This window comes from Streptococcus oralis (assembly GCF_021497945.1).
Taxonomy (GTDB): domain Bacteria; phylum Bacillota; class Bacilli; order Lactobacillales; family Streptococcaceae; genus Streptococcus; species Streptococcus oralis_BR.
Genome location: NZ_CP046524.1, coordinates 289360 through 313953, shown reverse-complemented (window position 1 = coordinate 313953; position 24594 = coordinate 289360). Strand labels below are relative to the sequence as shown.

Sequence of the window (24594 nt, the reverse complement as noted above, 5' to 3'; positions counted from 1 at the left end):
AGGTGCCTTATGAAATCACTAGCTAGACTACTGATCGGTCATGTTTTTATCAGTATTTTCCTTTCCTTCGCCCTTGTTTCAGGAGCTGTTTCTCATACAGTTTTAATACTCTTACTCCTCTTTCTTCCTGCACTCAATAAAGGACTTGAGAAAATGCAATCAAAACGGGTACCTGTCCTCAACGCCGCCCTCTTCTTCCTCCTTATATCCTTTCCACAGCTTCTAACCAACCCTGTCCAATGGAAATTTTCAATATTCCTAGTCGTAACCATCATCTCAAGTTTGGTCTACTTCTATAACTTTTATCAAGTGGTTAAAGAAGTAGATCAAAAACAGTTGATTTAGGAGATCACTCCCATAATTTCTCATTTTATAGGCAAACAATCCCATCCAGCTCATGCTAGATGGGATTCTTTTATTTCTTAACAGAGGTTGCAAGTCATTTCCCTTTCATCTTAGAAAGTCGACTCTTTCCAACTCACACTACAATCCAAGACTTGTTGCCTTTCTTCTTGATTGCGACCTTCAATCTGGTCAATCAAAATCTTTGTAGCCTGTTGTCCTTCTTCAAAGGCGGGCTGAACCAGCGTCGAAACACTTGGAGAAGAAAAGCAAGTCCACTCCGTATTGTCAAAACCAATCAACCCAACTTGTGGCAAGTTATAATTCAACTCTTTGATAACGGTAAAGACTAGAGGAAGGGCCCAACAGTTAGGAACAAATACCAGAGTTTTTTCATCGGGATTGATTTCTTTTTGTAAAAATTCCTTAATTTGTTCCAAATTCGTATGCTTATCTTCAATGGTTAGACTGGCGTGGCGCATATTAGCATCTGTTAAAGCATCCACAAAACCACTTGCCCGCTCAATCCGAGTACTCAAGCGACTCGTATCCGCTGTAATCAAGAGAAAATGCTCATAACCTTTTTCGATACAGGACTGGGTCATGTCATAAACGGCATCATAGTTATTGGTTTTGACCCAGCTAGTCCGGTGTTCATAGAGCTGACTATCAAAAAAGACCATTTTCTTCTTTTTCTCATCGATGATACGAGAATATTTTCGGAAATTAGAGGTCGGCTGAATAATAAAGCCGTCTACTCCCAAGAGAAGCATGCTTTCAATATACCGGTCCTCACTCTCTTGGCTGTAATTACTATTTCCTATCATTACCTGGTAGCCATTCTGGCTGGCGATATCCTCAATTCCCTTAACAATTTGGTTCGAGAAACTGTTGGTAATATCACCGATCAAAACACCAATTAATTTTGTTCGTTTGGAGTTTAAGCTACGCGCAACAATGCTCGGTTTGTAATTTGTTTCATGAATAACTTTTTCAATCTTTTCACGTGTCTCTCGGGACATTTTTTCATATTTCCCGTTTAGGTAAAATGACACGGTTGTTTTCGAGGTCTGAGCCATTTCTGCAATGTCTTTTATGGTCAGTTTCTTCTCCAATCTAAAACACCTCCTACTAATACTTAGTATAACATATTCACCATTCAAAATGCCTATTTCTAGCACTGCAAGCGAATCATTCTCTCATTTATTTTATCATATACTAGACATTTCCCACGCATTTTTGTTCCGTCAATGAGGCATAATTTTTCACCTACACAAATATCCTCGCTTAACAACAGAATCAGCTTGTCTGTTTCGTCATTTTTCACTTCAAAGGCCAGAGCATTTTCTACTTGATGACCATCTGTCTGGTAAACAGAATGACGGATGATTTCAAAACTCTCATGCGCAATGATGGTATAATCCAGCATCTGATTCTCAAAGAATTGGTGTTTGGTGAGTTTGCTACTTTTTTCAAACTCATTGTATTTAGGAGAAATAATGGTAGCTTCCAAATCAAAATCAACTTCACTCCATAGTTTCAACTGATTGATTTTCCCATCTTGATAGGTCACATCCTTGTCAAGGATAAACTGAGTCAACGCCTCATGCTGACCTTGACACCTGATATCATCTACCAAGAGCCAGACATCCTCTGCCAACATGAGAATTTTTCTCCTGTAAAGATAAGGCAAATCAGGTTCTGCTGACAAATAAGCCCCCTCAATATAATGCACTCCCTCTCTTTCTTTGTGGTGACAAAATAGGGAGTGAGGATAGTATTCATATTCCCAGGATCCCACGATCCTTTCTGGAGCTTTCCCATCTACCATACAGGTCGAATGACTCCAGGCACTCTTTAAGAGATAACGTTCATCTATCTCCCGATAAGAATAACGCCCCGCATCTATGAAAATCGGTTGACCTTGATACTGTAAGCAAAAACTATTCTCGTCACTATGGCTATGGGAACTTCCCAGCGGGCCGTTTTTGAAAAATAGATAACGATGTTCATCCTTAATGCAGACATGCCCAGAGTCTTCAAAGATCCTGAACTTAGGCTGCCAAGCTCTCTTTTCAAATTCCTGCAGTTGCTTGACCTTTTCTCGCCCCAGAAACAAGAGACTAACCAAATCGACTTTAACATCCAGACCGTTAAGAAGGTCTTCCTTGTTCAAAACCACAGCAGACAGGCTCAAAATCTCTGCCGTTTCTGTAGAATCACTATCACCAAAAGCCAAAGTCCGTCCATCCAAGCCTGTCATCATTTGAATGTAAGTCGCCATCTTTTCCATCAACTCTTGAAAGCTATCTTGCAAGTCTGGAAGCAATATACACAAGTCTAGCAAGGCTTTATAAACCTCTACATGATAGAGAATCGACTGTTCAAACTGGCTTCCATCCTCTAAAATCTGCGTCTCAATTTGCTTTTTCAACTCCTCTGAAGCAAAACGGTAAGCTTCTTCTAGGTCAATCTTATCTGAAAAGAAATGGTAGATTGCAAGTATCGGAATCGTTTGTAAAATCCCCCAGTTACTAAGAGTGTACTTGGCACGATAGTGGCTTTTCATAAAGTCAATCTGCTTTTCTAAACTGACCAAAATTTTCTCTAGTTCCTCCTCTTCTAGCAAGTCAAATTTCAAGATGAGCAAGAGTAGTTTCAACCAGGTAAAGGAACGAATGCCCGTATCCAAGGTTCTAGTCATCAAAGATTGAGGAGGAAACTCTCTCACCTGCTCAATCCAATCAAATAGAAAGAACTTGCACTTTTGAATATAGCCCTCATCTCCTTCTACCAGATACCCTATCATAAACTGCAAGAGATATTCTTGTCGATTGAGCATATAAGTCCATTCTGGATCATCTTCAAATACTTGATCCCATACCATCGGCTGGATTTGATGGATCGTTGAACAAGGTTCCATGTCCCAAGGACTATCAAACATAAAACGATTGTCCATCAAGCGTTCAAGGGAATTCTTGACTTTCTCATAGTCTTTTGAACAGTGGGACAAGATATAGTCACGACATTGGTCCCCATCAACTCTTTCAAAAAATTGTCTTCTTTCTTCTTTCATTATCTATTACCAGAAAAAGAACTACTTAAAAAGCAGTTCTTTTGTCTTTCCCATTACACTTTCCTTCTCTACATAGATGACCACTCCTTTTGCAATCTGCAAAGAGAGCAATTCATCTTTGATAGAAATGATTTTTCCATGAATTCCAGACAACAACAATACTTCATCACCAGATGTTAAAGAAGCAAGATACTCTTGTCGTTGCTCCATCTGTTTGTGAAGCAACTTTTGTTGACGAATAGACTGAAAGCTTGACAGTAAAAGGGGGCTCACTGCCAAGACAATCACTATTCCATAAAACAATGTCGTATCCATTAAGCCAGAATCTTAAGCCAGCTTCCGATAATTCCGATGATAACTGTTAAAATAACAAGTTTATATGTTGTCCATTTCTTTTCTTTGATCAAGTAATAAACTAAAAGTGTAAATAGGGCTGGTAGAAGAGCTGGAGCAACCTTATCAAGCATTCCCTGAATACTTACGATACTTTGTTTAGCATCTGCCTTAACTTCCCCTGCAGCAAAGGTAATCGGCACCATAATTTTAACAGATGTCGCCGCCAAACCAGCAATTACGGTTACACCGATAATATTGGCAATACGAGAAATCGTTGCCATCTGCTCGCTTAGTTTATCAATCACAGTCGTTCCTAGTTTGTATCCATACAGACCAGTTGACAATTTAATCGCTGTCAAAATCGTATTCATCGCAAGGAAGAACAAGATTGGACCGACAACCAAGCCTTCTTGAGCAAACGAAGCTGCGATGGTTGAGAACAAAGGAGCTAAACAGAATTGAGAAAGAGAATCCCCAATACCTGCCAATGGTCCCATCAAGGCCATCTTGATGCTACGTGTTTCTTTTGCTGGTCGGCCATTTTCCAACATTACAAGGTGCAAGCTGGTAATAAAAGGCAGGAAGTGTGGGTTGGTATTATAGAATTCACAGTTTTCTTCCAAGGCTTGGTAGAAACCTTCCTGATCCTCTCCATAATGTTTTTTCAAAGCAGGATACATCACATTGGCATATCCCAACCCTTGATAGTTACTATAGTTAAATCCATTTTGACAAAAGAATGCCCGCAAAGACGTTTTAAGATAATCACGTTTTGTTAATTTGTTAGATCCAGTCATCGTGTGCTTCCTCCTCTACCACATGATCCGCTGTTTTTGGCTTGTTATAAAATTCAATCAAAGCAAAGATAGTACCAACAATTGCAATACCAATTGTTGGGATATTTAGATAAGCTGCACAAACATATCCCAACAAGACAAACGGAATCAACTCTTTCTTAGCCATCACTGACAAGATCATCGCAAAACCGATAGCTGGGAGCATTTTACCAGCAACTGTCAAACCTGTAAGCAATACTGGTGGAATGTAGTCTACGAGTTTCAACAAGGTATCCATTGAAAGGGCACCCAAGCAACCCAAGGTAAATCCAATAAAGGCAAACAACCAAATTGTTGCATTTAGAGTGAACTTAAATTTCTTCAAATTATGGTTTTTCAAGTGCTTCATCGCTGTTTCAGGCGCACCAGCACGTACAGTGTAGGCGAAAGTTTGTAAGAATTGAATCGCCACAGCAATCGGAGTAGAGAGGGCAAGAGCCGCTTCTGGACTGACTTTACCAGCGCTAGTGATAGCCATCAAGGTACCAAAGATACCAGGTCCGATTGGGTTTGGTGGAACAGTACCTCCAGCACCAACACCGAATCCCATATAAGCCAATTCACCAATAGCTCCCATTGCAAGAGCAGTAGGCAAATCACCTAGAATAATTCCGACACCAAATGACAGAACAATACATCTATTGGTGTAAATCCCTAACAGCATTCCACTAAAACAGAAAGCTGTCCATAATCCAATTAAAATCGCTTGAAATACATTAATCGACATAACGATCTCCTCTTTTAAATATAGTCCAGAATGTTAACTTCAACAGCTCCGTCATTTCCTGTTGGAGTTGTTTTCGTATTAAATGTTACTTGATGCTTTTGGCTCAATTCCTTGAGGGCTGCCTTGTCCTCTTCACCTAGGAAGATGGAGCGGGTCACTTGCTCTTTACCAGGAGCATTGTGAATGTTCCCGATATTGATTTCTTTGATAGGGACACCACCTTCTACCAAGGTTAAAGCGTCCTTCACATCCTTTACAACGATAAAGATTGTTTGAGCAGGATTAGCTTTGTGAATGATATCAATCACCTTTTGCAAAGGGAAGAAACGCATGGCAACTGAGTCTGGCACAACTGTTTTCATCAGAGTTTGTTGCATCTTGTCCGTGCTCACTTCGTCATTGGCAACAATGACCGTATTACAACCTAAGTATTTTACCCAAAGTTGCCCTTGCCCGTGAATCAAACGTTCATCGATACGGGTCATAATAATATTTGGCGTTGTCATATTTCTCCTCCTACCAATATAGGTTCCAGTCTTTGTAGAAACGGATTAGCGCTTCTAGGTAATAGTAGTCACCCCAGATATTGCCTTCATCCACTCCTTTACCTGAATGCCATGAGTACACACCGTGGAGGAGACTTGTCCCACCAGGGGTAAATTGATCATTTGCATAATGTTCGATCAAGGAACGAAGCATGGCATGCATAGCATGTTTATAAATATCTTTGTCAGCATCCACCTCTGGGAGATGTTTTAGCATTTCATGAATCCCACAGACGGCGATAGCTGTTGCTGAAGAATCTCGTGATTGATCACTACCATCATTAAAAATCAAATCCCAATAGGAAACATGATCTTTTGGAAGACGATTCAAGAAATAATTGGTTACACCCTTAAACAAGTCAAAGCAGGACTCGTCTTTCAGGTGACGATAAGTCAAAGGAATACCATAGACTCCCCATGATTGACCACGTGCCCAGCATGAATCATCACTATACCCTTGTCTCGTTACACCTTTAAGGGGTTGACCTGTCTCAGGATCAAAATAGAAGGTGTGGAAGGACGAAGCGTCATCACGAATTACATTATTAGCTGAAGCATAGAAATGACTTTCTGCAATATCGTAGTATTTTTGATTACCTGTTTCTTGATAAGCAAAGAACAAGAGTTGAATGTTGAGCAAGCAGTCGATAATCAAACGGTAATGCTCTTTCTTGCCCAAGTCTCCCCAAGCTTGAATAAAGCCACCTTTTTCTTGATAGCGTTCAATCAACTTATCTGCAGCTTTCAAGGCCGCTTCTCTAGCCTCCCCATCTCCATTTATCTTATATTCAGCCATACAAGATGGTGTGTATAAGAAACCGAGATCATGGTGGTCCAATTCTACTCTCTTATTGACACGATCCAGGAAAGAAAGAACATTTTTACGAGCGATGTTTTTAAATGCATCCTGTTGACTGTATTCATAAGCCAACCACAGTTCTCCTGTCCAGAAACCATTGGTCCATTCCGTGTTATCCATGATTGGATAGACATTATTAAAGGTAGCTGGCGTCGGGAAATCTTCCTTGAAATAGTCAAGGTTGAGTTCTAACTGCCGAATAACCTTATCAATTGCCTGGCCGACTTCTTCTTTCGTCAGAAGTGGTACTTCTAAGAAGCGATCAGGCGATTTTATTTCTTCAATCGTAACCTTTTTTATCATTCTTTTACCCTTTAAATACCCGATTCGAAATCTTCTTCCTCTGCCTCTGCATCCGTTGAAAACAATTCTTTACCATTTACGACTCCGCCCTGGGCCGCCGCTACTGATTTATTAACAACCTCATCAAAGCTATGAGCCATTCTAGCAAAGACTGCTTCCATTAACATGGCTAAGTTCAAACCCGAGAGAACATTCATTGTTTTGGCTGGATTTTCTCCCATTATAGTAGAAGAAACCTTGAATGGCGATCCTCCCAAGAGGTCACTTAGAATTAAAACTTCTTCTTCATTTGAAATTGCAAGTAAGATTTTTTGCTTGAGTTCATCTGCTGACATTCCTTCCACAAAGTCAATCGCCTCCACATTTTCTTGATTGCCTGCAATCAATTGTAAAGAACTATAAATCCCTGTGGCAAAATGTCCATGCCCTACAAGTACAATTTTCATCTTTTCTCCTTTCTTGTTTGAGTTTACCGGTTTACTTTACATTTCCCATTGTAACCCTTTATTTTTATCTTGTCAATAGTTTTTTAAAAAAATATTAGCGCTTTCATTGCTTATTTAACCAATATAATAGACAAAAATTTCAAAATCTTCCGTTTTTTAGGAAAACAAAGATTTTTGGAAATAAAAATATTTAACCATTGACAAAACCGGTTTACTAGAATATAATTTGGTTATAGAGAAGTCTTAACAAATTTGAAAGGAAGTATCAAATGACAAATACATCATTCTCAATTGAGCAGTTTTCTTTAAAAGGAAAAATTGCTCTCATCACCGGCGCTTCTTATGGAATTGGATTTGCTATTGCCAAATCCTACGCTGAGGCCGGCGCTACTATTGTCTTTAACGATATCAATCAAGATCTGGTCAATCAAGGGATTGAAGCTTATCGTGAAGTTGGCATCGAAGCCCATGGATATGTCTGTGACGTGACAGACGAGGACGGTATCCAAGCCATGGTCAAGCAAATCGAACAAGAGGTTGGTGTCATTGACATCCTCGTTAATAACGCTGGTATTATCCGCCGAGTTCCAATGTGCGAAATGAGCGTCGCTGATTTCCGTAAGGTCATCGATATTGACTTAAACGCACCATTTATCGTTTCAAAGGCAGTTATTCCTTCTATGATAAAGAAAGGGCATGGAAAGATTATCAATATTTGTTCGATGATGAGCGAACTGGGACGTGAAACAGTTAGCGCTTATGCTGCCGCTAAAGGAGGCTTGAAAATGTTGACCCGCAACATTGCGTCTGAATACGGTGGAGCCAATATCCAATGTAACGGAATTGGACCGGGTTATATTGCCACTCCTCAAACAGCACCTCTTCGTGAGTTGCAAGAAGATGGTTCTCGCCACCCATTTGACCAGTTCATCATTGCAAAAACACCTGCTGCACGTTGGGGAAATCCTGAAGATTTGATGGGCCCTGCTGTCTTTCTCGCTAGTGATGCCAGCAATTTTGTCAATGGCCACATCTTATATGTAGATGGCGGTATCTTAGCCTACATCGGAAAACAACCTGAGTAAAAATAGAAAGAAGATCTTATGAAAATCGCATTAATCAATGAAAATAGTCAAGCTAGCAAGAATCACATTATTTACGATAGTCTGAAAGAAGCAACAGATAAAAAAGGCTACCAATTATTTAACTATGGTATGCGTGGAGAAGGAGGTGAAAATCCATTAACATACGTACAAAACGGCCTAATGGCTGCCATCCTTTTAAATACAAAAGCAGTTGACTTTGTTGTTACCGGCTGTGGTACAGGTGTAGGGGCTATGCTTGCTTTGAACAGTTTCCCTGGTGTTGTCTGTGGTCTAGCAGTGGATCCAACTGACGCTTACCTTTATTCTCAAATCAATGGTGGTAACGCCTTGTCTATTCCTTATGCCAAAGGATTTGGTTGGGGGGCAGAACTGACCCTCAAATTGATGTTTGAACGCTTATTTGCTGAAGAAATGGGTGGTGGCTACCCAAGAGAACGTGTGATCCCTGAACAACACAACGCTCGTATCTTGAACGAGGTGAAACAAATCACCCACAATGATTTGATGACCATCCTTAAAACAATCGACCAAGACTTCCTCAAAGACACCATCTCTGGCAAATACTTCCAAGAATACTTCTTTGAAAACTGCCAAGATGATGAAGTCGCTACTTATTTGAAAGAAGTATTAGCCAAGTAAAGCTATTCTAAACCAGAAAGGAACTAATGGATGACGAAAATCTTACTGTTTGGCGAACCATTAATTCGAATCTCACCATTAGATGCCACCAGTATCGGCGATCATGTTGCCAGTTCGACTTATTTTGGCGGATCAGAAATTAATATCGCTTGTAATTTGCAAGCTCTGGGTATCTCAACGAAAGTCTTTACCGCACTCCCTGCCAACGAGATTGGAGATCGTTTTATCACATTCTTGAAACAGCACCAAATCGATACCAGTTCAATCTGTCGGCTTGGCGATCGAATCGGCCTCTACTATTTAGAGAACGGCTTTGGTTGTCGTCAAAGTGAAGTTTTCTACGACCGCAAACATACGAGTATCAGCCAGATTCGGCCAAACATGCTAGATATGGATTCTCTCTTTCAGGAGATTAGCCATTTTCATTTCAGTGGAATCACCGTAGCTATCGGTCAAGAGGTCCGTACGCTCCTTCTCCTACTCTTGGAAGAAGCCAAGCGCCGAGAGATTATCATTTCAATGGATCTCAATCTGAGAACAAAGATGATTTCAGTCCTAGAAGCTAAGTATGAATTTTCTAAGTTTGCTCATTTCGCTGATTATTGCTTTGGTATTGATCCTCTCATGATTGATGACCAAAATCTAGAGATGTTTCCAAGAGACAGTGCCAGCCTAAAAGAGGTGGAAAATCGCATGCGACTTTTAAAAGAAACCTATGGTTTCAAGGCCATTTTCCATACCCTCCGCTCTAGTGATGAGCAAGACAAAAATATCTATCAGGCCTATGCTCTGGGAGAACGATTTGAAGAGTCTGTCCAACTAAAAACTGCAGTCTATCAACGAGTTGGTAGCGGGGATGCCTTTATATCTGGTGCCCTTTACCAACTACTCCATCATTCCTCCCTAAAAACTACCATTGACTTTGCAGTTGCCAGTGCCACTCTCAAATGCACTCTCCCAGGAGACCACCTCTCCACTTCGGCAGCTAGTATTGAAAAATTACTGGCAAATACACAAGATATCATTCGTTAGGAGAATTACATGACCAAATCAGATACGATTATTGAACTAAAAAAACAGAAAATTGTCGCTGTCATTCGAGGAAATACAAAGGAAGAAGGACTGCAAGCCTCGATTGCTTGTATCAAGGGCGGTATCAAAGCAATTGAAATCGCCTATACCAATCAGTATGCAGGGCAAATCATCAAGGAACTTGTAGACTTGTATCAGGACGATCAGAGTGTTTGTATCGGTGCAGGTACTGTGCTTGATGCCGTAACTGCTAGAGATGCTATTCTAGCCGGAGCAAATTACGTTGTTTCTCCATCTTTCCATGCTGAAACTGCAAAAATGTGCAATCTCTATAGCACTCCCTACATTCCAGGCTGTATTACTCTCACAGAGATAACGACTGCACTTGAAGCCGGTAGTGAAATCATCAAACTCTTCCCAGGTAGTGCTCTCAGTCCAGCATATATCTCTGCAGTCAAGGCACCGATCCCACAAGTTTCCGTAATGGTAACCGGAGGAGTCGGCCTAAACAACATCCCTCAATGGTTCGCTGCTGGTGCAGACGCCGTTGGAATTGGTGGCGAACTCAATAAACTCGCTTCCCAAGGCGACTTTGACCGCATCAGCGAGGTTGCCCAACAGTATGTTACACTCAGATAAAATGAAGTGAAAAAGGATAAGTTAACACTTATCCTTTTTAAAAAGAAAAATCCGAAGACATTTTATCTTCTTCGGATTTTTCTATTTTCTACGGTTCCACGTGATTCATCTAGATGATGAGCAAATCAGTTGTTCTTTCCTCTGCGGAATAGATAAATCACCCCAAGTAGCAAGAGCCCTAGACTTGCTAAGATTGACTGACCTTCTCCTGTCTGAGGGAGATTTTTTTGATCCGAATGGTTCTTTTTCTCTTCAGATTTTTCCTTTTCTTTTGAATCCTGAGTTTGTGGTTGAGCTGCTTGTTCTAGCTTTTTAAAGACTTCCTGATCTGGCGCTGATTCCTGGGTTTCAGGATTATAGTAGGCAACCTTATAGTTATCCCCTTCTTTTCGAATGGTATAGACTCCACGTTTCAAGACTTGGAATTGGTTGGAAATAGTAGAGACAGAATCATCATATTTCACAATGCCCCAAACTCCTTGTTTGGCATCATAAACAGACTGAAGGGTTTCGTTATTTTCGATGAGGCTACTTTCTAACTCTTTTACCATTTGATTGAAGGTGGCACGATCCACGTTAGGGATGAGCATATAGCCATAAGAATCTCCTTTTTGCTTATGAGCCTGACTAATCGTAAGAAATTCATTTTCAACTTCCTTGTCTGACTGTCCTTCATTAATATCCTTCCAAGATCCCTTTTGCAAAGCCTTACTCATACTGATTGAACTCTTCTTAAAGAAAAAGTAACCAATATTCTTTTTCGAATCGGACGATTCTAAAAAGACACTTTGGGTTTCAGGATAATCCTTTTCTTGTTCTGTGAGGGAGGCTTCTTTATCATTGACATAGACTTTATATGGATTACTTGATTCCAGTTTTCTCTGGTCAATTGTAGTTACAGCAGTATCTGTTGAGGTGTTTTGGATATTGCTTCCTAAAAAGGCGATCTTATCCTTCAGCATAAACCAGCTCTTATGAGCAGTCAATGTTTGATTCCAGTTAGTGAAATCCATGGTTGCTGTCGCATTGGCCTCATCTAGTTTGCTCGTTCCAACGAAAGCAGACGGTAGAACTTTACCTGTATCGCTATCCGATCTCTTAGCGTCCGTCTCTGTCGTACCAGGCATCTTATAGGGATTGACTGTGGGCCAGTAGCCATCGCTATAGTGACTTAAATCGCCATTGTAAAGATAGAACATCCCATCACTCGTATACCAACCACGTTTGTTCTCCTTGTTCATGTGTTCGTAATTCAAGGTACGACTGGAAAAGAGTGACAAGCCAAATCCAAACCCTTTCTCTGCATTGTACATAGCTGTTTTATCCATCTTGTTAAAGGCAGATAGGTAACTTGTTCTTGGAGTACTTGCGACTCCAGCATCGCTTAACAAGGATTGCATCAAACTGATATCCTTATAAGTCTTCAAATTCTTAAAGACATCATAGTAACTATCTGATTGAACAATGGTCTTCACAAGACTCTGCAAACGTTGTTTGGTTTCTCCTTCAGACATATCCGCTATCCGGTGAATCCCTCTTAGCACTTCTACTGCGGCCACGTGCCCCTCGCTATTTGCACGACTGATAGAGCGTCCACGACTCATATCCATCAGCTCTCCGTTCACTAACAAAGGAGCAAACGATTTATCAATCCAGTGGTACATAGTTTGCATTTTATCTTTATCGATTGGGCTCTTGGTCTTTTGAATGACTGGCAACAGTTGAGAAAGGCCATCAATCAAGACATTCCCATAAGCACCCGTATAGGCAACATTGGTGTGGTCGATATAAGATCCATCCTGATAAAAACCTTCACCTTGGTCTACCAACTTGAACACTTGCTCAATCGAACGAATGGTAGAAGAAATTTCTTGGTCATCCTTGCGCAGTAAACCAGCTATCACTTTTACCCTTCCCATATCAACTAAGTTTCCACCTAGAGCCTTAAATGGGTTATCAGTCGTCTTTCGAAAATGTTCGGGATCTGGCACAAATTTTTCAATCACATCTGTATATTTTTTTATTTCCTCATCAGAGAAGTATTCTTTCATCAGAGACAAGGTATTGTTGATGGCACGAGGTGTACCGATTTCATAATCCCACCAGTTCCCAACAATGCTCTTTTCACCATTGTAGACATGTTTATGCATCCATTCCATGGAATCCCTGACTGTTCGAATGACGGTTTCATCTTGATAATAACGAGAAGAAGGATTGGTCACTTGCTTGGCCATCTCTTCTAATTTCCGATAAGTAGCAGTTAGATTCGCAGACGTTTTATAATTTGAAAATTTTTCCCACAAATAGGTGCGGTCCGCCTGACTTGAAATACTGGATAGGCTATCAGCTACCTTTCCTTCCAGCTCCTGATTTAACTTGGCCATCTGTTCATTTTTAGAATCATAGTATTGATTCCCAGCGATGATGCCATTCCAGTCATCCAAACGGGCTGTGTATGCATCCTTAACAGAGGCTAGAATCTTCAAAGGAATCTTTTTCACTTCCTTACCATCTTTACTGACAATGACATTGGTTGTCCCTTCCTTAAGAGGTTCTAAAAGTCCATTTTTGACTGAAGCAACGTCAGGATTTTCTACCTTATAAGTATAGTCCGCAAGAGCAAAAACATGTTTTTTCCCAATTGGTAAATCAATCTTTTCCTCAAGCTGTTTATCTGTTTGAGAATCCTCAGAAGGCTGGTCTGCTACCTCTACCAGCTCAATATCCTTAAAGGAAACAGTCCCTGTTCCCGTTTCATAGAATAACTCCAGCTTGATTTTATCAACATCTAAAGTCGGGCTATAGTCTGCTTCAATAGTCTGCCAGTCCTTTGTTCCTGACGTCGTTGCAGAATTCCACAATTGCTTGTCCTTACCACTTTCCTCAATGATACGAACCTTGGCAATCCCGACTTTATTATCTGTTTTAATCTTGAAACGCAGTTTATACTTTTTCTTAGCTTCAATAGGGACCATACGGTGAATCACTGCCCTTAGTTTCTCAGAACTTGAGATAGTGACAGCCCCATCCTTGGCTTCAATGACTCGAGTTGAGGCACCTGAAGAACTATTCTTCTGGTCTACCCAAGCTGACCACCCCTGGGCTTTGCTTCCTGTCCAAGGACTGCTTCCGTTCTCCGTCTGACTAAAATCACCATTTTCAACTAAATTCTTGGCATCCCTTTGCTGATACTGAACTTCCTTCTGGCTTTGCTGAATGGTATTCGTAGTCGTTTCTTCCGCTCCAACTGTCATATAATGGTTTAATAAAAATCCTGATAAAACAAGTGAAGACAAACTCACAATGAGTTTCTTTGTTTTTGTTTGCATGTATACACTCCAATAAACATATTGTAAAATCAATAGGAACTAAATCTCAAATTAGAGATTTATAACAGCTAAGTAAACCGGTTTAATTAAATCATACCATTTTAAAAGTTATTTGTAAACGATTTCTATCATATCAGGGGCCTATTTTTCAACAACTTCTTCCATCCGACTCGACGAAAAGGGTAAAAACTGTTACAATGTAGAAAAAGAAAAGAGGCCATCATGACCAGTATATATGATTTTTCCGTTTTAAACCAAAATAACCAAGCAACTCCCTTGGAGAGCTATCGTGGCAACGTTCTCTTGATTGTCAACACTGCTACTGGATGTGGTTTAACGCCCCAGTATCAGGGACTTCAAGAACTCTATGAACGCTATCAAGATCAGGGTTTTGAAATCTTGGATTTCCCTTGCAATCAGTTCATGGGACAAGCACCCGGCAGCGCAGAGGAAATCAATAGCTTCTGTAGCCTACATTATCAGACAACTTTCCCTCGCTTTGCCAAGATCAAGGTCAACGGCAAGGAAGCAGATCCTCTTTATGTTTGGCTTAAAGACCAGAAATCTGGTCCTCTAGGAAAACGAATCGAATGGAATTTCGCTAAGTTTCTCATTGGCCGAGATGGGCAAGTCCTTGAGCGTTTCTCTTCCAAAACAGACCCCAAAACTATTCAAGAGTCTCTCCAAAAGATACTCTAATTTCTTTTTAAAACGTGTCCTTTCATTTAGTTTGAGACTTGAAAGGATGCGCTTTTTCTTTAAAAAGTAACTGATTCTCTTTAATTTATACTTATTTTTTTGTTTTTCGCTATTGCAATTCTTTTATTAATTTAGTATATTTGTTATATTAAAAGTTTTCAGTCATTTTAAGGGAGAAATGACCTTTTAAATTTTTTACCTCAAGATGAAAGCGCTTTATAAATAGGAGGTAAGGTAGCTTACAAATTATCAGAGAGTTTTTTCATTAAATCAAGTTGTAACCAAGTCAGACTTGGGCTTGGGCAGTAGCTGACTGCCTTTCTAAAAACTAGGAGTATATTATGAATCGATACCTTTTTGAAAAAGGGCAAACATTTAGCATTCGGAAGTTAACCGTAGGTGTGGCCTCTGTCATCGTCGGACTGGCATTTTTTGCTTCTGGAACCGTGCGTGCGGACGAAACCTCTCCTGCCACAAGATCCAATTTAGATCAGCAAATTGAACAAGTCGCAGATATAGAAGAAAGCAAGGCTGAACCAGTCAAAGAAGAAGGGCGTGTAGAAGCTGAAAAACAAGAAACACCTGTTGCAGATACCAACAGTGCTGACTTGCTCCCTGAAGACATTCAGGACCGTGCCTACCCCGACACACCTGTCAAAGAACTCGATACGACTACTATCGTTGACCAGAAAGCTAGTCCAAAAGTAGAAACTAAGAGCATTCTAAAGGATAAGGAAGAAGCGCCAAAAGAAACTGAGAACGGAAACCGTGCTATTATAAAAGGTGGAGAAGACCTCAAACATATCAACTACGAGGGGCAACCTGCTACTGCTGCCACTATGGTTTACAGCACCTACAATGCAGGAGAGCAACGCTACCTCGTTTCAGGATCTGGTATCTTTGTTGCACCTAATTTGATTCTTACCGTTGCACATAACTTCCTAGAAGCCAATAAAGAAACTGGCGAAGGTCACATTCGTGGTGGAAAATCTGCCCAATTTTACTATAACGTTGGTTCAAACAGCGAAAAGAAAAACTCACTTCCATCTTCTGGAACTACGGTTTTATTTAGAGAAAAGGACATCCATTTCTGGAACAAGAAGGAGTTTGGAAAAGGCTATAAGAACGACCTTGCTCTTGTAGAAGCTCCTATTCCTCTTCCGATTGCTAGTCCAAACAAAGCAGCAACCTTTGCGCCTTTAGCGGAGCACAAGACGCATCAGCCGGGAGAAGCCATCAGTACGATTGGCTACCCAACTGACTCGAGCTCAAAAGAACTGAAACAGCCTATCCTAGCCGGTCAGCTTTACAAGGCAGACGGGACCATCCGATCTGTTGAGTCTTATGATGATAAGGGAACGACTGGTATCACCTACAAAACCACTTCTGTATCTGGTTTGTCTGGTGGCGGGATTGTGGATAGCCAAGGAAAAGTTCTGGGTGTTCACCAACACGGAACCGTTGACAATGGTGTTCCTGAAAAGGATCGCTTTGGTGGCGGACTCGTCCTTTCACCTGAACAACTGAAATGGGTGAAGGACTTGATTGCCAAATATGGTGTGAAAGGCTGGTACCAGGGAGACAACGGAAATCGTTACTACTTTACTGATGAGGGGCGTATGCTTCGGAATGAGAAAGCTGTTATCGGAAGCAACGAATATTCCTTCAACCAAGATGGGATTGCTACCTTGACCAAGGGAGTTGAATACGGACGCGTGGTTATCCAACACGAAGACGAAGAAGGAAATCCTGTCAAAGATAATGACACCTTTATCGAACAGACAAGTGTCGGAGCAGAGTTCAACTATAACTTTAAGTCAGAAATCGAGAAGACGGACTTCTATCAAAAGAATAAAGACAAATATGAAATTGTATCAATCGATAAATCACCTGTTAATAAACAGCTAAAAGATACATGGTCTGAAGATCACAATGTTGTCAGCAAAGCGCCTGCCGGTACACGTGTCATCAAGGTGGTCTATAAAGTCAACAAAGGCTCCTTCAAAGTTTACTACCGTCAAAAAGGAACCACTACTGAACTAGCGGAAGCGACAGTTGATAACAATGACGGCCAAGAGTATGACGTTTCCTTTGTCAACACCTTCCATGCAAAAGACATTGCTGGCTACCGTCCAGTAAAAGCTAGCTTGGAAGCAAGGATCCAGCAAAAAGGGGTGAATGAGGTCGTCTTTGAATACGAGCCAGTCGCTAATACAGCTAATCCAACGACTCCAACACCACCAGTAGCTCATCCAGAAGATAAGGAAACCGAGATTGGCAATCATGGGGCTCTTCCAAGCAAGGCTCAACTCGATTACCACAAGGAAGAATTGGCGGCCTTCATCCACTACGGAATGAACACTTATACCAATTCTGAATGGGGAAATGGGAAAGAAGACCCCCGATACTTCAATCCAACCAACTTGGATACTGACCAGTGGATTCGCACTCTGAAGGAAACAGGCTTCAAACGAACCATTATGGTTGTTAAACACCACGACGGTTTCGTTGCTTACCCTTCTAAGTATACAGATCATACTGTAGCTGCTAGCCCATGGAAAGATGGAAAGGGTGACCTTCTCGAAGAAGTTTCCAAGTCTGCTAGCAAGTATGACATGAATATGGGTGTTTACTTGTCACCATGGGATGCCAATCATCCAAAATACCATGTTGCAACCGAAAAAGAATACAACCAATACTATCTCAACCAGCTGAAAGAAATCCTAGGTAATCCGAAATACGGTAATAAAGGGAAATTTATCGAGGTTTGGATGGACGGTGCGCGTGGTAGCGGTGCCCAAAAAGTGACCTACACTTTTGATGAATGGTTCAAATATATCAAAGAAGCTGAAGGAGATATTGCTATCTTCTCTGCTCAACCGACAAGCGTTCGCTGGATTGGAAATGAACGGGGTATCGCAGGTGACCCTGTCTGGCATAAAGTCAAAAGGGCCAACATCACAGACGATGTGAAAAACGAATACCTCAACCATGGTGACCCAGATGGTGATATGTACTCTGTAGGGGAAGCTGATGTTTCGATCCGTTCGGGCTGGTTCTACCATGACAATCAACAGCCGAAATCACTCAAAGAGTTGATGGATATCTACTTCAAGTCTGTTGGTCGTGGAACGCCACTTCTTCTCAATATTCCACCAAATAAAGAAGGAAAATTCGCAGATGCAGATGTAGCTCGCTTGAAGGAATTCAAGGCAACTCTAGACCAAATGTATGCGACTGACTTTGCCAAAGGTGCCACTGTAACAGCAAGTTCTACTCGTCAGAACCACCTCTACAAGGAAAGTCACCTGACTGACGGTAAAGATGATACTAGCTGGGCGCTCTCAAATGATGCCACAACCGGTAGTTTCACAGTCGATTTAGGGCAAAAGAGACGCTTTGACGTTGTCGAACTCAAAGAAGATATCGCCAAAGGTCAACGGATCTCTGGTTTCAAGATTGAAGTTGAAATCAACGGTCGCTGGGTGACTTACGGTGAAGGTTCAACTGTTGGTTACCGTCGCTTGATTCAAGGTAAACCTGTAGAAGCTCAAAAAATCCGTGTGACCATCACAGGAGCACAGGCTACACCTATCTTGAACAACTTCTCAGTCTACAAAACGCCAAGTAGTATTGAAAAGACAGATGGCTACCCTCTTGGACTTGAATACCACTCAAACACAACGGCAGATACAGCCGGAACAACTTGGTACAATGAATCTGAAGGAGTTCGTGGCACTTCTATGTGGACCAATCAAAAAGATGCCAAAGTAAGCTATACCTTCACAGGAACCAAGGCCTATGTCGTCTCTACAGTCGACCCAGGTCATGGAGAAATGTCCGTCTACGTTGATGGCCAAAAAGTTGCGGATGTGCAAACTAAGAACGCAAGCCGTAAACGCAGCCAAAAAGTCTTTGAGACAGGTGATTTAGCACCAGGCCAACACACTATTACTCTCGTGAACAAAACAGGCGAACCAATTGCTACAGAAGGAATCTACACCCTAAACAATGATAGTAAAGGGATGTTTGAACTCGAGTCTACTAACTACGAAGTCGAAAAAGGAAAACCAGTCACTGTTAAGATTAAACGTGTTGGTGGAAGCAAGGGAACTGCTACTGTTCGCTTCATCACAGAACCTGGAACTGGAGTTCACGGTAAAGTTTACCAAGATACAACTCAAGATGTGACCTTTAAAGACGGAGAAACAGAAAAGACTGTTACCATCCCAACGATTGACTTTACAGAACAAGCCGACTCTGTCTTTGACTTCAAAGCCAAGCTCACTTCTGTCACTGATGGTGCCCTGCTCGGTTTCGCTACCGATGCAACCATCCAAGTGATGAAAGCTGAATTGCTGATCAAGGATCAAACAAGTTATGATGACCAAGCTAGTCAGTTGGATTACAGTCCTGGCTGGCACCATGAAACCAATTCGGCAGATAAATACCAAAAGACGGAGTCTTGGGCTTCCTTTGGTCGCTTAACTGATGAGCAAAAGAAAAAAACAACTGTCACAGCCTACTTCTACGGTACTGGACTTGATATCAAGGGCTATGTTGATCCAAATCATGGTATCTACAAAGTCTTCCTAGACGGCAAAGAAGTTCCTTACCAAGATGGAATGGGAAATGCTTCAACTATCGATGGTAAGAAATACTTTAGCGGTCGCGCAGCCCAACGCCAAGGCAATCAAACTCTGGTTAGCTTAAAAGGTCTGGACGAAAACTTGCACGCAGTCACCCTTCAACTAGATCCTGATCGAAACGATTTGTCTCAAAATATCGGTATTCAGGTGGATCAATTCATCACTCGTGGTGAAGGAAGCGAACTCTACAGCAAAGAAGAGCTTCTCCAATCCATCACTAAATGGAAGGACGATTTGGCCAACTTTGACCTAACAGGATTGAAAAATACACCTACTGCACGCCAAGCTTTCCAAGCAAATCTAGACAAATTGAAAAACCAACTCAGCGCTGAAACTGTAGAGGCCCAGGATGTTATGTTGACAGTAAGTACTTTGCAAGATATCCTCAGTAAGGACGAAAACTACCAAAAACCTGGCGAAGAACCTAGTCCAGAACAACCAGAACAGCCTGCTGAACCGAAACAGCCGGAAATCGAATACAATAAGGCCATGGCTAGCTTGACAGAAGCCATCGAGAAAAAAGTCGGTGAGCTTGGAACTAACAATGAAGCTAAGAAGAAATTAATTGAACTTGCAAACCAAGCAATCGCTGCAATTCAAGAGGCCAAGACTCAAGAAGAAGTTAATAAAGCGCTAGAATCCGCTCTTGAACAAATTAGCAAGCTTGAAGCAGCTAAGCCTGAAAAACCAGCTGAGCCGGAGAAACCAGCTGAACCGGAAAAACCAGCTGAGCCTGAGAAACCAGCTGAACCGGAAAAACCAGCTGAACCGGAAAAACCGGCTGAACCGGAGAAACCAGCTGAACCGGAAAAACCGGCTGAGCCTGAGAAACCAGCTGAGCCTGAGAAACCAGCTGAACCGGAAAAACCGGCTGAACCGGAGAAACCAGCTGAACCGGAAAAACCAGCTGAGCCTGAAAAACCAGCTGAGCCTGAGAAACCGGCTGAACCTGAGAAACCAGCTGAACCGGAAAAACCAGCTGAACCGGAAAAACCGGCTGAACCGGAAAAACCAGCTGAGCCTGAAAAACCAGCTGAGCCTGAGAAACCAGCTCAACCTGAAAAACCGGCTGAACCGGAGAAATCAACTGAACCGGAAAAACCAGCTGAGCCTGAAAAACCAGCTGAGCCTGAAAAACCAGCTGAGCCTGAGAAACCAGCTCAACCGGAAAAACCAGCTGAACCGGAAAAGCCGGCTGAACCGGAAAAACCAGCCGAACCTGAGAAACCAGCTCAACCGGAAAAACCGGCTGAACCGGAAAAACCGGCTGAACCTGAGAAACCAGCTGAGCCTGAGAAACCGACTGAGCCTGAAAAACCAGTTGAACCTGAAAAACCAGCTGAGCCTGAGAAACCAGCTCAACCGGAAAAACCAGCTCAACCGGAAAAACCAGCTCAACCGGAAAAACCAGCTCAACCGGAAAAACCAGCTCAACCGGAAAAACCAGCTCAACCGGAAAAACCAGCTCAACCGGAAAAACCAGCTCAACCGGAAAAACCAGCTCAACCGGAAAAACCAGCTCAACCGGAAAAACCAGCTCAACCGGAAAAACCAGCTCAACCGGAAAAACCAGCTCAACCGGAAAAACCGATTACTTCTTCATCTCCTGAAGAAGGAGTTAAGAACCTTGTCTTTACACTTCCAAGTTTGGAAATTGTCAATAAGGTCGTACCATTCAAGACTATCCATCGCGAAAATGCCCTACTAGATAAAGGAAAAGAGCAAATCTTATCAGAAGGTAAAAACGGTCTGATAGTCGAGTATGTTGAAGTAGATGGTGACAATCGCAAAGTTCTCCAAACAGAATCGACTCCGGCTCAAGATCGAGTGATTGAGGTAGGTAGTAAACAAAGCTCAGTTGGAACAGAGGCTCCACCAGTTCTGACTCTTCCTGAGTACGTTCTACCAAGAGAGACTGAAAAACCTACTCCAGTCGTAACAGACAATTCACCAGTAAAAGATGAAAACGCTCCTGTTGCAACTACAGTCAAACAAGAAAAGGAAAAACAACTCCCAGCAACTGGGGAACAAGAAGCAACTGCCTTCCTCTTCTTGGCAGCAGTTACTTCAGTCTTGTCTCTTCTCATCTTCAAAAAGAATTTCAAAGACTAATCAAAATCTTTGATTGATTCTTTTCCATTATTTCAGTTCCCCCGTAGAGAAGACCATCTGGTCTTCTCTTTTTTATCAATGGAAAGCAAAAAAACATCCATAAATTCACATGGATGTTCTGGTATACATCTATAAATAAGGTGATCATTGAGGATAAGTGTTTTCAAATTCAACTACGATTTCAAGGAAACTGTCAGCAAAAACTATAAAGTTTTTTTCTTATATGGCTATCTCTTCCGATGGAAATCGCTCTTCTGCTCGTATCTTCAAAGCTAGTTGAGTTCAAGGGATAGTCCATCTGCAGTTTGTTTTCATGCAGCTCTTTTCTAATCATCAATCTCCTTCTCCCACAGTCGAATTTCGAGGACATCTACAATCTCTACCAGCCTATATCCCTCATTTGTCCTAATAGATAGAGTTTGATGTGATAATTCGCTCACCTCACCAATGATCGTGATTTTATGCTTCTTTTCCTTGACCACAAAGCATCCCTTCAGTTGCCCGACATAAAGCTGAGAAAGCAAGAGTAGCTTCTCAACTGAATCCAAATTCGTCGAAAAATCAACACGATTTTTTTCTTCACCAAGCGAGCTGGTATGCTCTGAGAGAAAAAAGCCCATCCACTTCTGCATCCCTGGATCTTGATAGTCTCGCGCAGATTGAAAAGGTAAATAAGAACGATCAATCATTGTAATCCATCTAATCCTCCAGCAGAATGTCCACCAATCAGCTTGCTTCTAGCAAGACTCCTAGAGGCTTCTTCCAGTGCATTGGCTTTTAAAAGGGAGGTGAAACCAAATTGTTCCCGAATAGAATCAATAGCCGTCTGGAGCCTTTCTTCTTTTTCTAACTTGTCAACATCATCAAAGAGAGAGATCAAACCAAAGGACTCGTCCACAAATCCTGAATAGTTGACTCCGACACTTCTGACCGCTCCAGAAGTGTATTTGTTATGAAATAGCTTCAAAACATAATCCGTTAAGATAGCGGTATTATTGGTAGGTTCGACCTTCATTTGTGTATGAATAGACGGCCTGACCTCCTGTTTAGAGAAACCAACATAGATAGAGACAAGGGTTGTTTTCTTGCCCGCTCTTCTCAGTCTAATAGCCACCTGCTCTGCCATTTCTCGGAGAATAATTTCGATATCCCGTAACTTCACGTAGTCTCTCGGCAAGATTTGAGAATTTCCCAAACCTTGGGACTTGGCTTTATAGGGCTTATGAACATTGCTCTCATCAATCCCGTTAGCATGAAACCACAAACGCAGGCCAGCCTGACCGAGAGCTTTCTTTAGCTGATCTGGATTGCTGGTTGCCAATTCCTTGATAGAAAAAATCCCCAGAGCATGCAAGCGTTTCTCCATCCGCCTGCCAATCCCCCAAAAGTCCGTCATCTTGGGAATGGCCCAAACCTTCTCTTCCACGTCTTGGTAAGACCAGTTAGCCCTCATGGTCGGGGTGTGCTTGGCCTCATTATCCAGAGCCAACTTGGCCAGTAAGGGATTGGCATTGGACATCCCCACTGTAGAGTAGATCCCTGTCTGCCTCCAAATATCCCTCTGAATACGAGCAGAAAGCATATCCAGCTTGTCTTTGCGAGAGAGATGCTTGTCTGGTATGAAATAGTTGAGCGAACTAGTCAGGTCAATAAAGCCCTCATCGATAGAGTAAGGATAAATATCCTCTGGACTACCATAGTTTTGAAAGATTCGCTGGATTTCCATATTGACTGCTATGTATTCATCCATCCTAGGTGGTACAATCAAAGTCACTTGAGCCCAATCTTCGATGTAGCGAACATAGTCTGAGTCAGTTGGCAAGCCTTGCTTTCGAGCATTGTAATAGGAAAATTTGCGCGTTTTGATATCAAAGGGCAGATCATAGGCCCGGCCAACATTTGACTTGCCAAAAATCCTCTTAAACATGGGAGAGGAGGCTAGGATAAGACCAGTTGAATTATCCGCGCGACTCATGACACAAAGCGAGGTCTTCAGCGGATGTAAGCCCCTTTTCACACACTCGACACTAGCATAAAAAGATTTCATATCAACAAAGGCAATGTCACTTTTGGGCTCTCTGGAATAATCAAAGTAGCCCATAGGCTAGCCCTCCATTGGCACAAAATTCCCAACGATAATCCCTACAATCCGAGGATCTTCCTCATAGGAGATGAAAATATCCTTGTATTTAGGATTGATAGAGACCAGACGCAAGCCATCTTCCTCCCGATAAACCCGTTTGATATAGGTCTGGTTGTTGCAAACCACTGCATAAACAGCCCCATCATAATCAAATCCTGTTTCCCGAATCAGAGCCACGGAGCCATTTTGATATTTAGGTTCCATGGAGTCCCCAGCCACCCAGGAAGCAAAATCATGAGCCAGTTCTTCATTGAAATAAACCGTATCAAAGTTTCGATCATCATAAACCGAAGCCCCGATCCCTGCTGACATGCGTTCATAGACACGGTACTCGAAAAGTTTTTCTGGCATGGCCGTTACCTTCTTGGCTTGTTCCTCTTGAGCTAGATTGCGAACATAGACCACTACCTTTTCCTTCCCCTGATGGGAGAGACTATTATAGAGACGTACAATTTCGATTTGGGTAAAATACCCTTCTACTACCTTTAAAATCTTCTCTAGCTGAGCAACCTTCTCCTTGGATGGTTCCTTGATGCCACGTTCCCAAGCCGAGTAAGCCTGAAAACTAATCCCAAGCCGCTCTGCAATTTCCTTCTGTGTCAATTTTAACTCTTTTCTCCGAGCCTTGAGTTTTTCTGGTTGGTACATGATTCACCTCCTAGTGTGACGCTTTCGTTGCAGGTTGACTCTATTTCAAAGCTCAACCATTTTGGTTTAGTTTTATTATATAAAAAAAGTGGACGATTGTCCACTGGGAAAACCAAGTTTAAGTAGCA

Annotated in this window: 19 protein-coding genes; 7 read left to right on the top strand and 12 right to left on the bottom strand. The window is 41.8% G+C overall.

Annotated features, from left to right (window positions below; genetic code table 11):
• The first annotated feature begins 9 nt into the window (after window positions 1-9).
• A complete protein-coding gene (locus tag GOM47_RS01640; protein WP_084872233.1) occupies window positions 10-345 on the top strand; it encodes a hypothetical protein in 336 nt (111 codons plus the stop codon).
• Window positions 346-455: 110 nt separating this feature from the next.
• On the opposite strand, the gene GOM47_RS01635 is transcribed toward GOM47_RS01640, so the two are convergent.
• The 8 genes from GOM47_RS01635 to GOM47_RS01600 are packed head-to-tail and all read right to left on the bottom strand — an operon-like array spanning window position 456 to window position 7470.
• A complete protein-coding gene (locus GOM47_RS01635) occupies window positions 456-1457 on the bottom strand; it encodes a LacI family DNA-binding transcriptional regulator (RefSeq protein WP_000412460.1) in 1002 nt (333 codons plus the stop codon).
• A gap of 59 nt (window positions 1458-1516) precedes the next feature.
• Window positions 1517-3418: an alginate lyase family protein gene (locus GOM47_RS01630; RefSeq protein ID WP_235080865.1), complete on the bottom strand. Its 1902-nt coding sequence runs from the start codon at window positions 3416-3418 to the stop codon at window positions 1517-1519.
• A 21-nt stretch (window positions 3419-3439) separates the two neighbouring features.
• Complete coding sequence (locus GOM47_RS01625) at window positions 3440-3733, bottom strand: preprotein translocase subunit YajC (protein WP_235080864.1); 294 nt, start codon at window positions 3731-3733, stop codon at window positions 3440-3442.
• Window positions 3733-4551: a PTS system mannose/fructose/sorbose family transporter subunit IID gene (locus GOM47_RS01620; RefSeq protein ID WP_000148013.1), complete on the bottom strand. Its 819-nt coding sequence runs from the start codon at window positions 4549-4551 to the stop codon at window positions 3733-3735. Before GOM47_RS01620 ends, GOM47_RS01625 begins: the two co-directional genes overlap by 1 nt.
• Window positions 4538-5317 carry a PTS mannose/fructose/sorbose/N-acetylgalactosamine transporter subunit IIC gene (locus GOM47_RS01615; RefSeq protein ID WP_000026610.1) on the bottom strand — a complete coding sequence of 260 codons (780 nt, stop codon included), beginning with the start codon at window positions 5315-5317 and terminating at the stop codon, window positions 4538-4540. The genes GOM47_RS01620 and GOM47_RS01615 overlap by 14 nt, the downstream gene beginning before the upstream one ends.
• A gap of 14 nt (window positions 5318-5331) precedes the next feature.
• Window positions 5332-5823 carry a PTS sugar transporter subunit IIB gene (locus GOM47_RS01610; RefSeq protein ID WP_009730649.1) on the bottom strand — a complete coding sequence of 164 codons (492 nt, stop codon included), beginning with the start codon at window positions 5821-5823 and terminating at the stop codon, window positions 5332-5334.
• Window positions 5824-5833: 10 nt separating this feature from the next.
• A complete protein-coding gene (locus GOM47_RS01605; protein ID WP_235080863.1) occupies window positions 5834-7024 on the bottom strand; it encodes a glycoside hydrolase family 88 protein in 1191 nt (396 codons plus the stop codon).
• Window positions 7025-7035: 11 nt separating this feature from the next.
• Window positions 7036-7470, bottom strand: a complete 435-nt coding sequence (locus tag GOM47_RS01600) for a PTS sugar transporter subunit IIA (protein WP_007519198.1) — start codon at window positions 7468-7470, stop codon at window positions 7036-7038.
• Window positions 7471-7739: 269 nt separating this feature from the next.
• On the opposite strand from GOM47_RS01600, the gene GOM47_RS01595 reads away from it, so the two are divergent.
• The 4 genes from GOM47_RS01595 to GOM47_RS01580 are packed head-to-tail and all read left to right on the top strand — an operon-like array spanning window position 7740 to window position 10886.
• Complete coding sequence (locus tag GOM47_RS01595; protein WP_235080862.1) at window positions 7740-8555, top strand: gluconate 5-dehydrogenase; 816 nt, start codon at window positions 7740-7742, stop codon at window positions 8553-8555.
• A gap of 18 nt (window positions 8556-8573) precedes the next feature.
• Window positions 8574-9215: an RpiB/LacA/LacB family sugar-phosphate isomerase gene (locus GOM47_RS01590; protein ID WP_235080861.1), complete on the top strand. Its 642-nt coding sequence runs from the start codon at window positions 8574-8576 to the stop codon at window positions 9213-9215.
• Between the two features lie 30 nt (window positions 9216-9245).
• A complete protein-coding gene (locus GOM47_RS01585) occupies window positions 9246-10247 on the top strand; it encodes a sugar kinase (protein ID WP_235080860.1) in 1002 nt (333 codons plus the stop codon).
• A 9-nt stretch (window positions 10248-10256) separates the two neighbouring features.
• Window positions 10257-10886 carry a bifunctional 4-hydroxy-2-oxoglutarate aldolase/2-dehydro-3-deoxy-phosphogluconate aldolase gene (locus tag GOM47_RS01580; protein ID WP_235080859.1) on the top strand — a complete coding sequence of 210 codons (630 nt, stop codon included), beginning with the start codon at window positions 10257-10259 and terminating at the stop codon, window positions 10884-10886.
• Window positions 10887-11011: 125 nt separating this feature from the next.
• On the opposite strand, the gene GOM47_RS01575 is transcribed toward GOM47_RS01580, so the two are convergent.
• Window positions 11012-14215, bottom strand: coding sequence for an LPXTG-anchored hyaluronate lyase (locus tag GOM47_RS01575; RefSeq protein ID WP_235080858.1), 3204 nt, complete (start codon window positions 14213-14215; stop codon window positions 11012-11014).
• Window positions 14216-14437: 222 nt separating this feature from the next.
• On the opposite strand from GOM47_RS01575, the gene GOM47_RS01570 reads away from it, so the two are divergent.
• On the top strand, window positions 14438-14914 hold the full coding sequence (locus GOM47_RS01570) for a glutathione peroxidase (RefSeq protein WP_235080857.1): 477 nt from the start codon (window positions 14438-14440) through the stop codon (window positions 14912-14914).
• A gap of 341 nt (window positions 14915-15255) precedes the next feature.
• Window positions 15256-21675: an alpha-L-fucosidase gene (locus GOM47_RS01565; protein WP_235080856.1), complete on the top strand. Its 6420-nt coding sequence runs from the start codon at window positions 15256-15258 to the stop codon at window positions 21673-21675.
• A gap of 326 nt (window positions 21676-22001) precedes the next feature.
• On the opposite strand, the gene GOM47_RS01560 is transcribed toward GOM47_RS01565, so the two are convergent.
• From GOM47_RS01560 to GOM47_RS01550, 3 genes are read right to left on the bottom strand one after another with little or no spacing between them, the layout of a single operon-like run.
• Window positions 22002-22364 carry a hypothetical protein gene (locus GOM47_RS01560; protein WP_235080855.1) on the bottom strand — a complete coding sequence of 121 codons (363 nt, stop codon included), beginning with the start codon at window positions 22362-22364 and terminating at the stop codon, window positions 22002-22004.
• Complete coding sequence (locus GOM47_RS01555; RefSeq protein ID WP_235080854.1) at window positions 22361-23776, bottom strand: Y-family DNA polymerase; 1416 nt, start codon at window positions 23774-23776, stop codon at window positions 22361-22363. The genes GOM47_RS01560 and GOM47_RS01555 overlap by 4 nt, the downstream gene beginning before the upstream one ends.
• A gap of 3 nt (window positions 23777-23779) precedes the next feature.
• Window positions 23780-24466: an XRE family transcriptional regulator gene (locus tag GOM47_RS01550; protein ID WP_000284675.1), complete on the bottom strand. Its 687-nt coding sequence runs from the start codon at window positions 24464-24466 to the stop codon at window positions 23780-23782.
• Between the last annotated feature and the right edge of the window lie 128 nt (window positions 24467-24594).

Coding starts and splice junctions, on each gene's coding strand:
- GOM47_RS01640 (WP_084872233.1), top strand. CDS start 10: ATGAAATCACTAGCTAGACTACTGATCGGTCATGTTTTTATCAGTATT.
- GOM47_RS01630 (WP_235080865.1), bottom strand. CDS start 3,418: ATGAAAGAAGAAAGAAGACAATTTTTTGAAAGAGTTGATGGGGACCAA.
- GOM47_RS01625 (WP_235080864.1), bottom strand. CDS start 3,733: ATGGATACGACATTGTTTTATGGAATAGTGATTGTCTTGGCAGTGAGC.
- GOM47_RS01620 (WP_000148013.1), bottom strand. CDS start 4,551: ATGACTGGATCTAACAAATTAACAAAACGTGATTATCTTAAAACGTCT.
- GOM47_RS01615 (WP_000026610.1), bottom strand. CDS start 5,317: ATGTCGATTAATGTATTTCAAGCGATTTTAATTGGATTATGGACAGCT.
- GOM47_RS01610 (WP_009730649.1), bottom strand. CDS start 5,823: ATGACAACGCCAAATATTATTATGACCCGTATCGATGAACGTTTGATT.
- GOM47_RS01605 (WP_235080863.1), bottom strand. CDS start 7,024: ATGATAAAAAAGGTTACGATTGAAGAAATAAAATCGCCTGATCGCTTC.
- GOM47_RS01600 (WP_007519198.1), bottom strand. CDS start 7,470: ATGAAAATTGTACTTGTAGGGCATGGACATTTTGCCACAGGGATTTAT.
- GOM47_RS01595 (WP_235080862.1), top strand. CDS start 7,740: ATGACAAATACATCATTCTCAATTGAGCAGTTTTCTTTAAAAGGAAAA.
- GOM47_RS01590 (WP_235080861.1), top strand. CDS start 8,574: ATGAAAATCGCATTAATCAATGAAAATAGTCAAGCTAGCAAGAATCAC.
- GOM47_RS01585 (WP_235080860.1), top strand. CDS start 9,246: ATGACGAAAATCTTACTGTTTGGCGAACCATTAATTCGAATCTCACCA.
- GOM47_RS01580 (WP_235080859.1), top strand. CDS start 10,257: ATGACCAAATCAGATACGATTATTGAACTAAAAAAACAGAAAATTGTC.
- GOM47_RS01575 (WP_235080858.1), bottom strand. CDS start 14,215: ATGCAAACAAAAACAAAGAAACTCATTGTGAGTTTGTCTTCACTTGTT.
- GOM47_RS01570 (WP_235080857.1), top strand. CDS start 14,438: ATGACCAGTATATATGATTTTTCCGTTTTAAACCAAAATAACCAAGCA.
- GOM47_RS01565 (WP_235080856.1), top strand. CDS start 15,256: ATGAATCGATACCTTTTTGAAAAAGGGCAAACATTTAGCATTCGGAAG.
- GOM47_RS01560 (WP_235080855.1), bottom strand. CDS start 22,364: ATGATTGATCGTTCTTATTTACCTTTTCAATCTGCGCGAGACTATCAA.
- GOM47_RS01555 (WP_235080854.1), bottom strand. CDS start 23,776: ATGGGCTACTTTGATTATTCCAGAGAGCCCAAAAGTGACATTGCCTTT.
- GOM47_RS01550 (WP_000284675.1), bottom strand. CDS start 24,466: ATGTACCAACCAGAAAAACTCAAGGCTCGGAGAAAAGAGTTAAAATTG.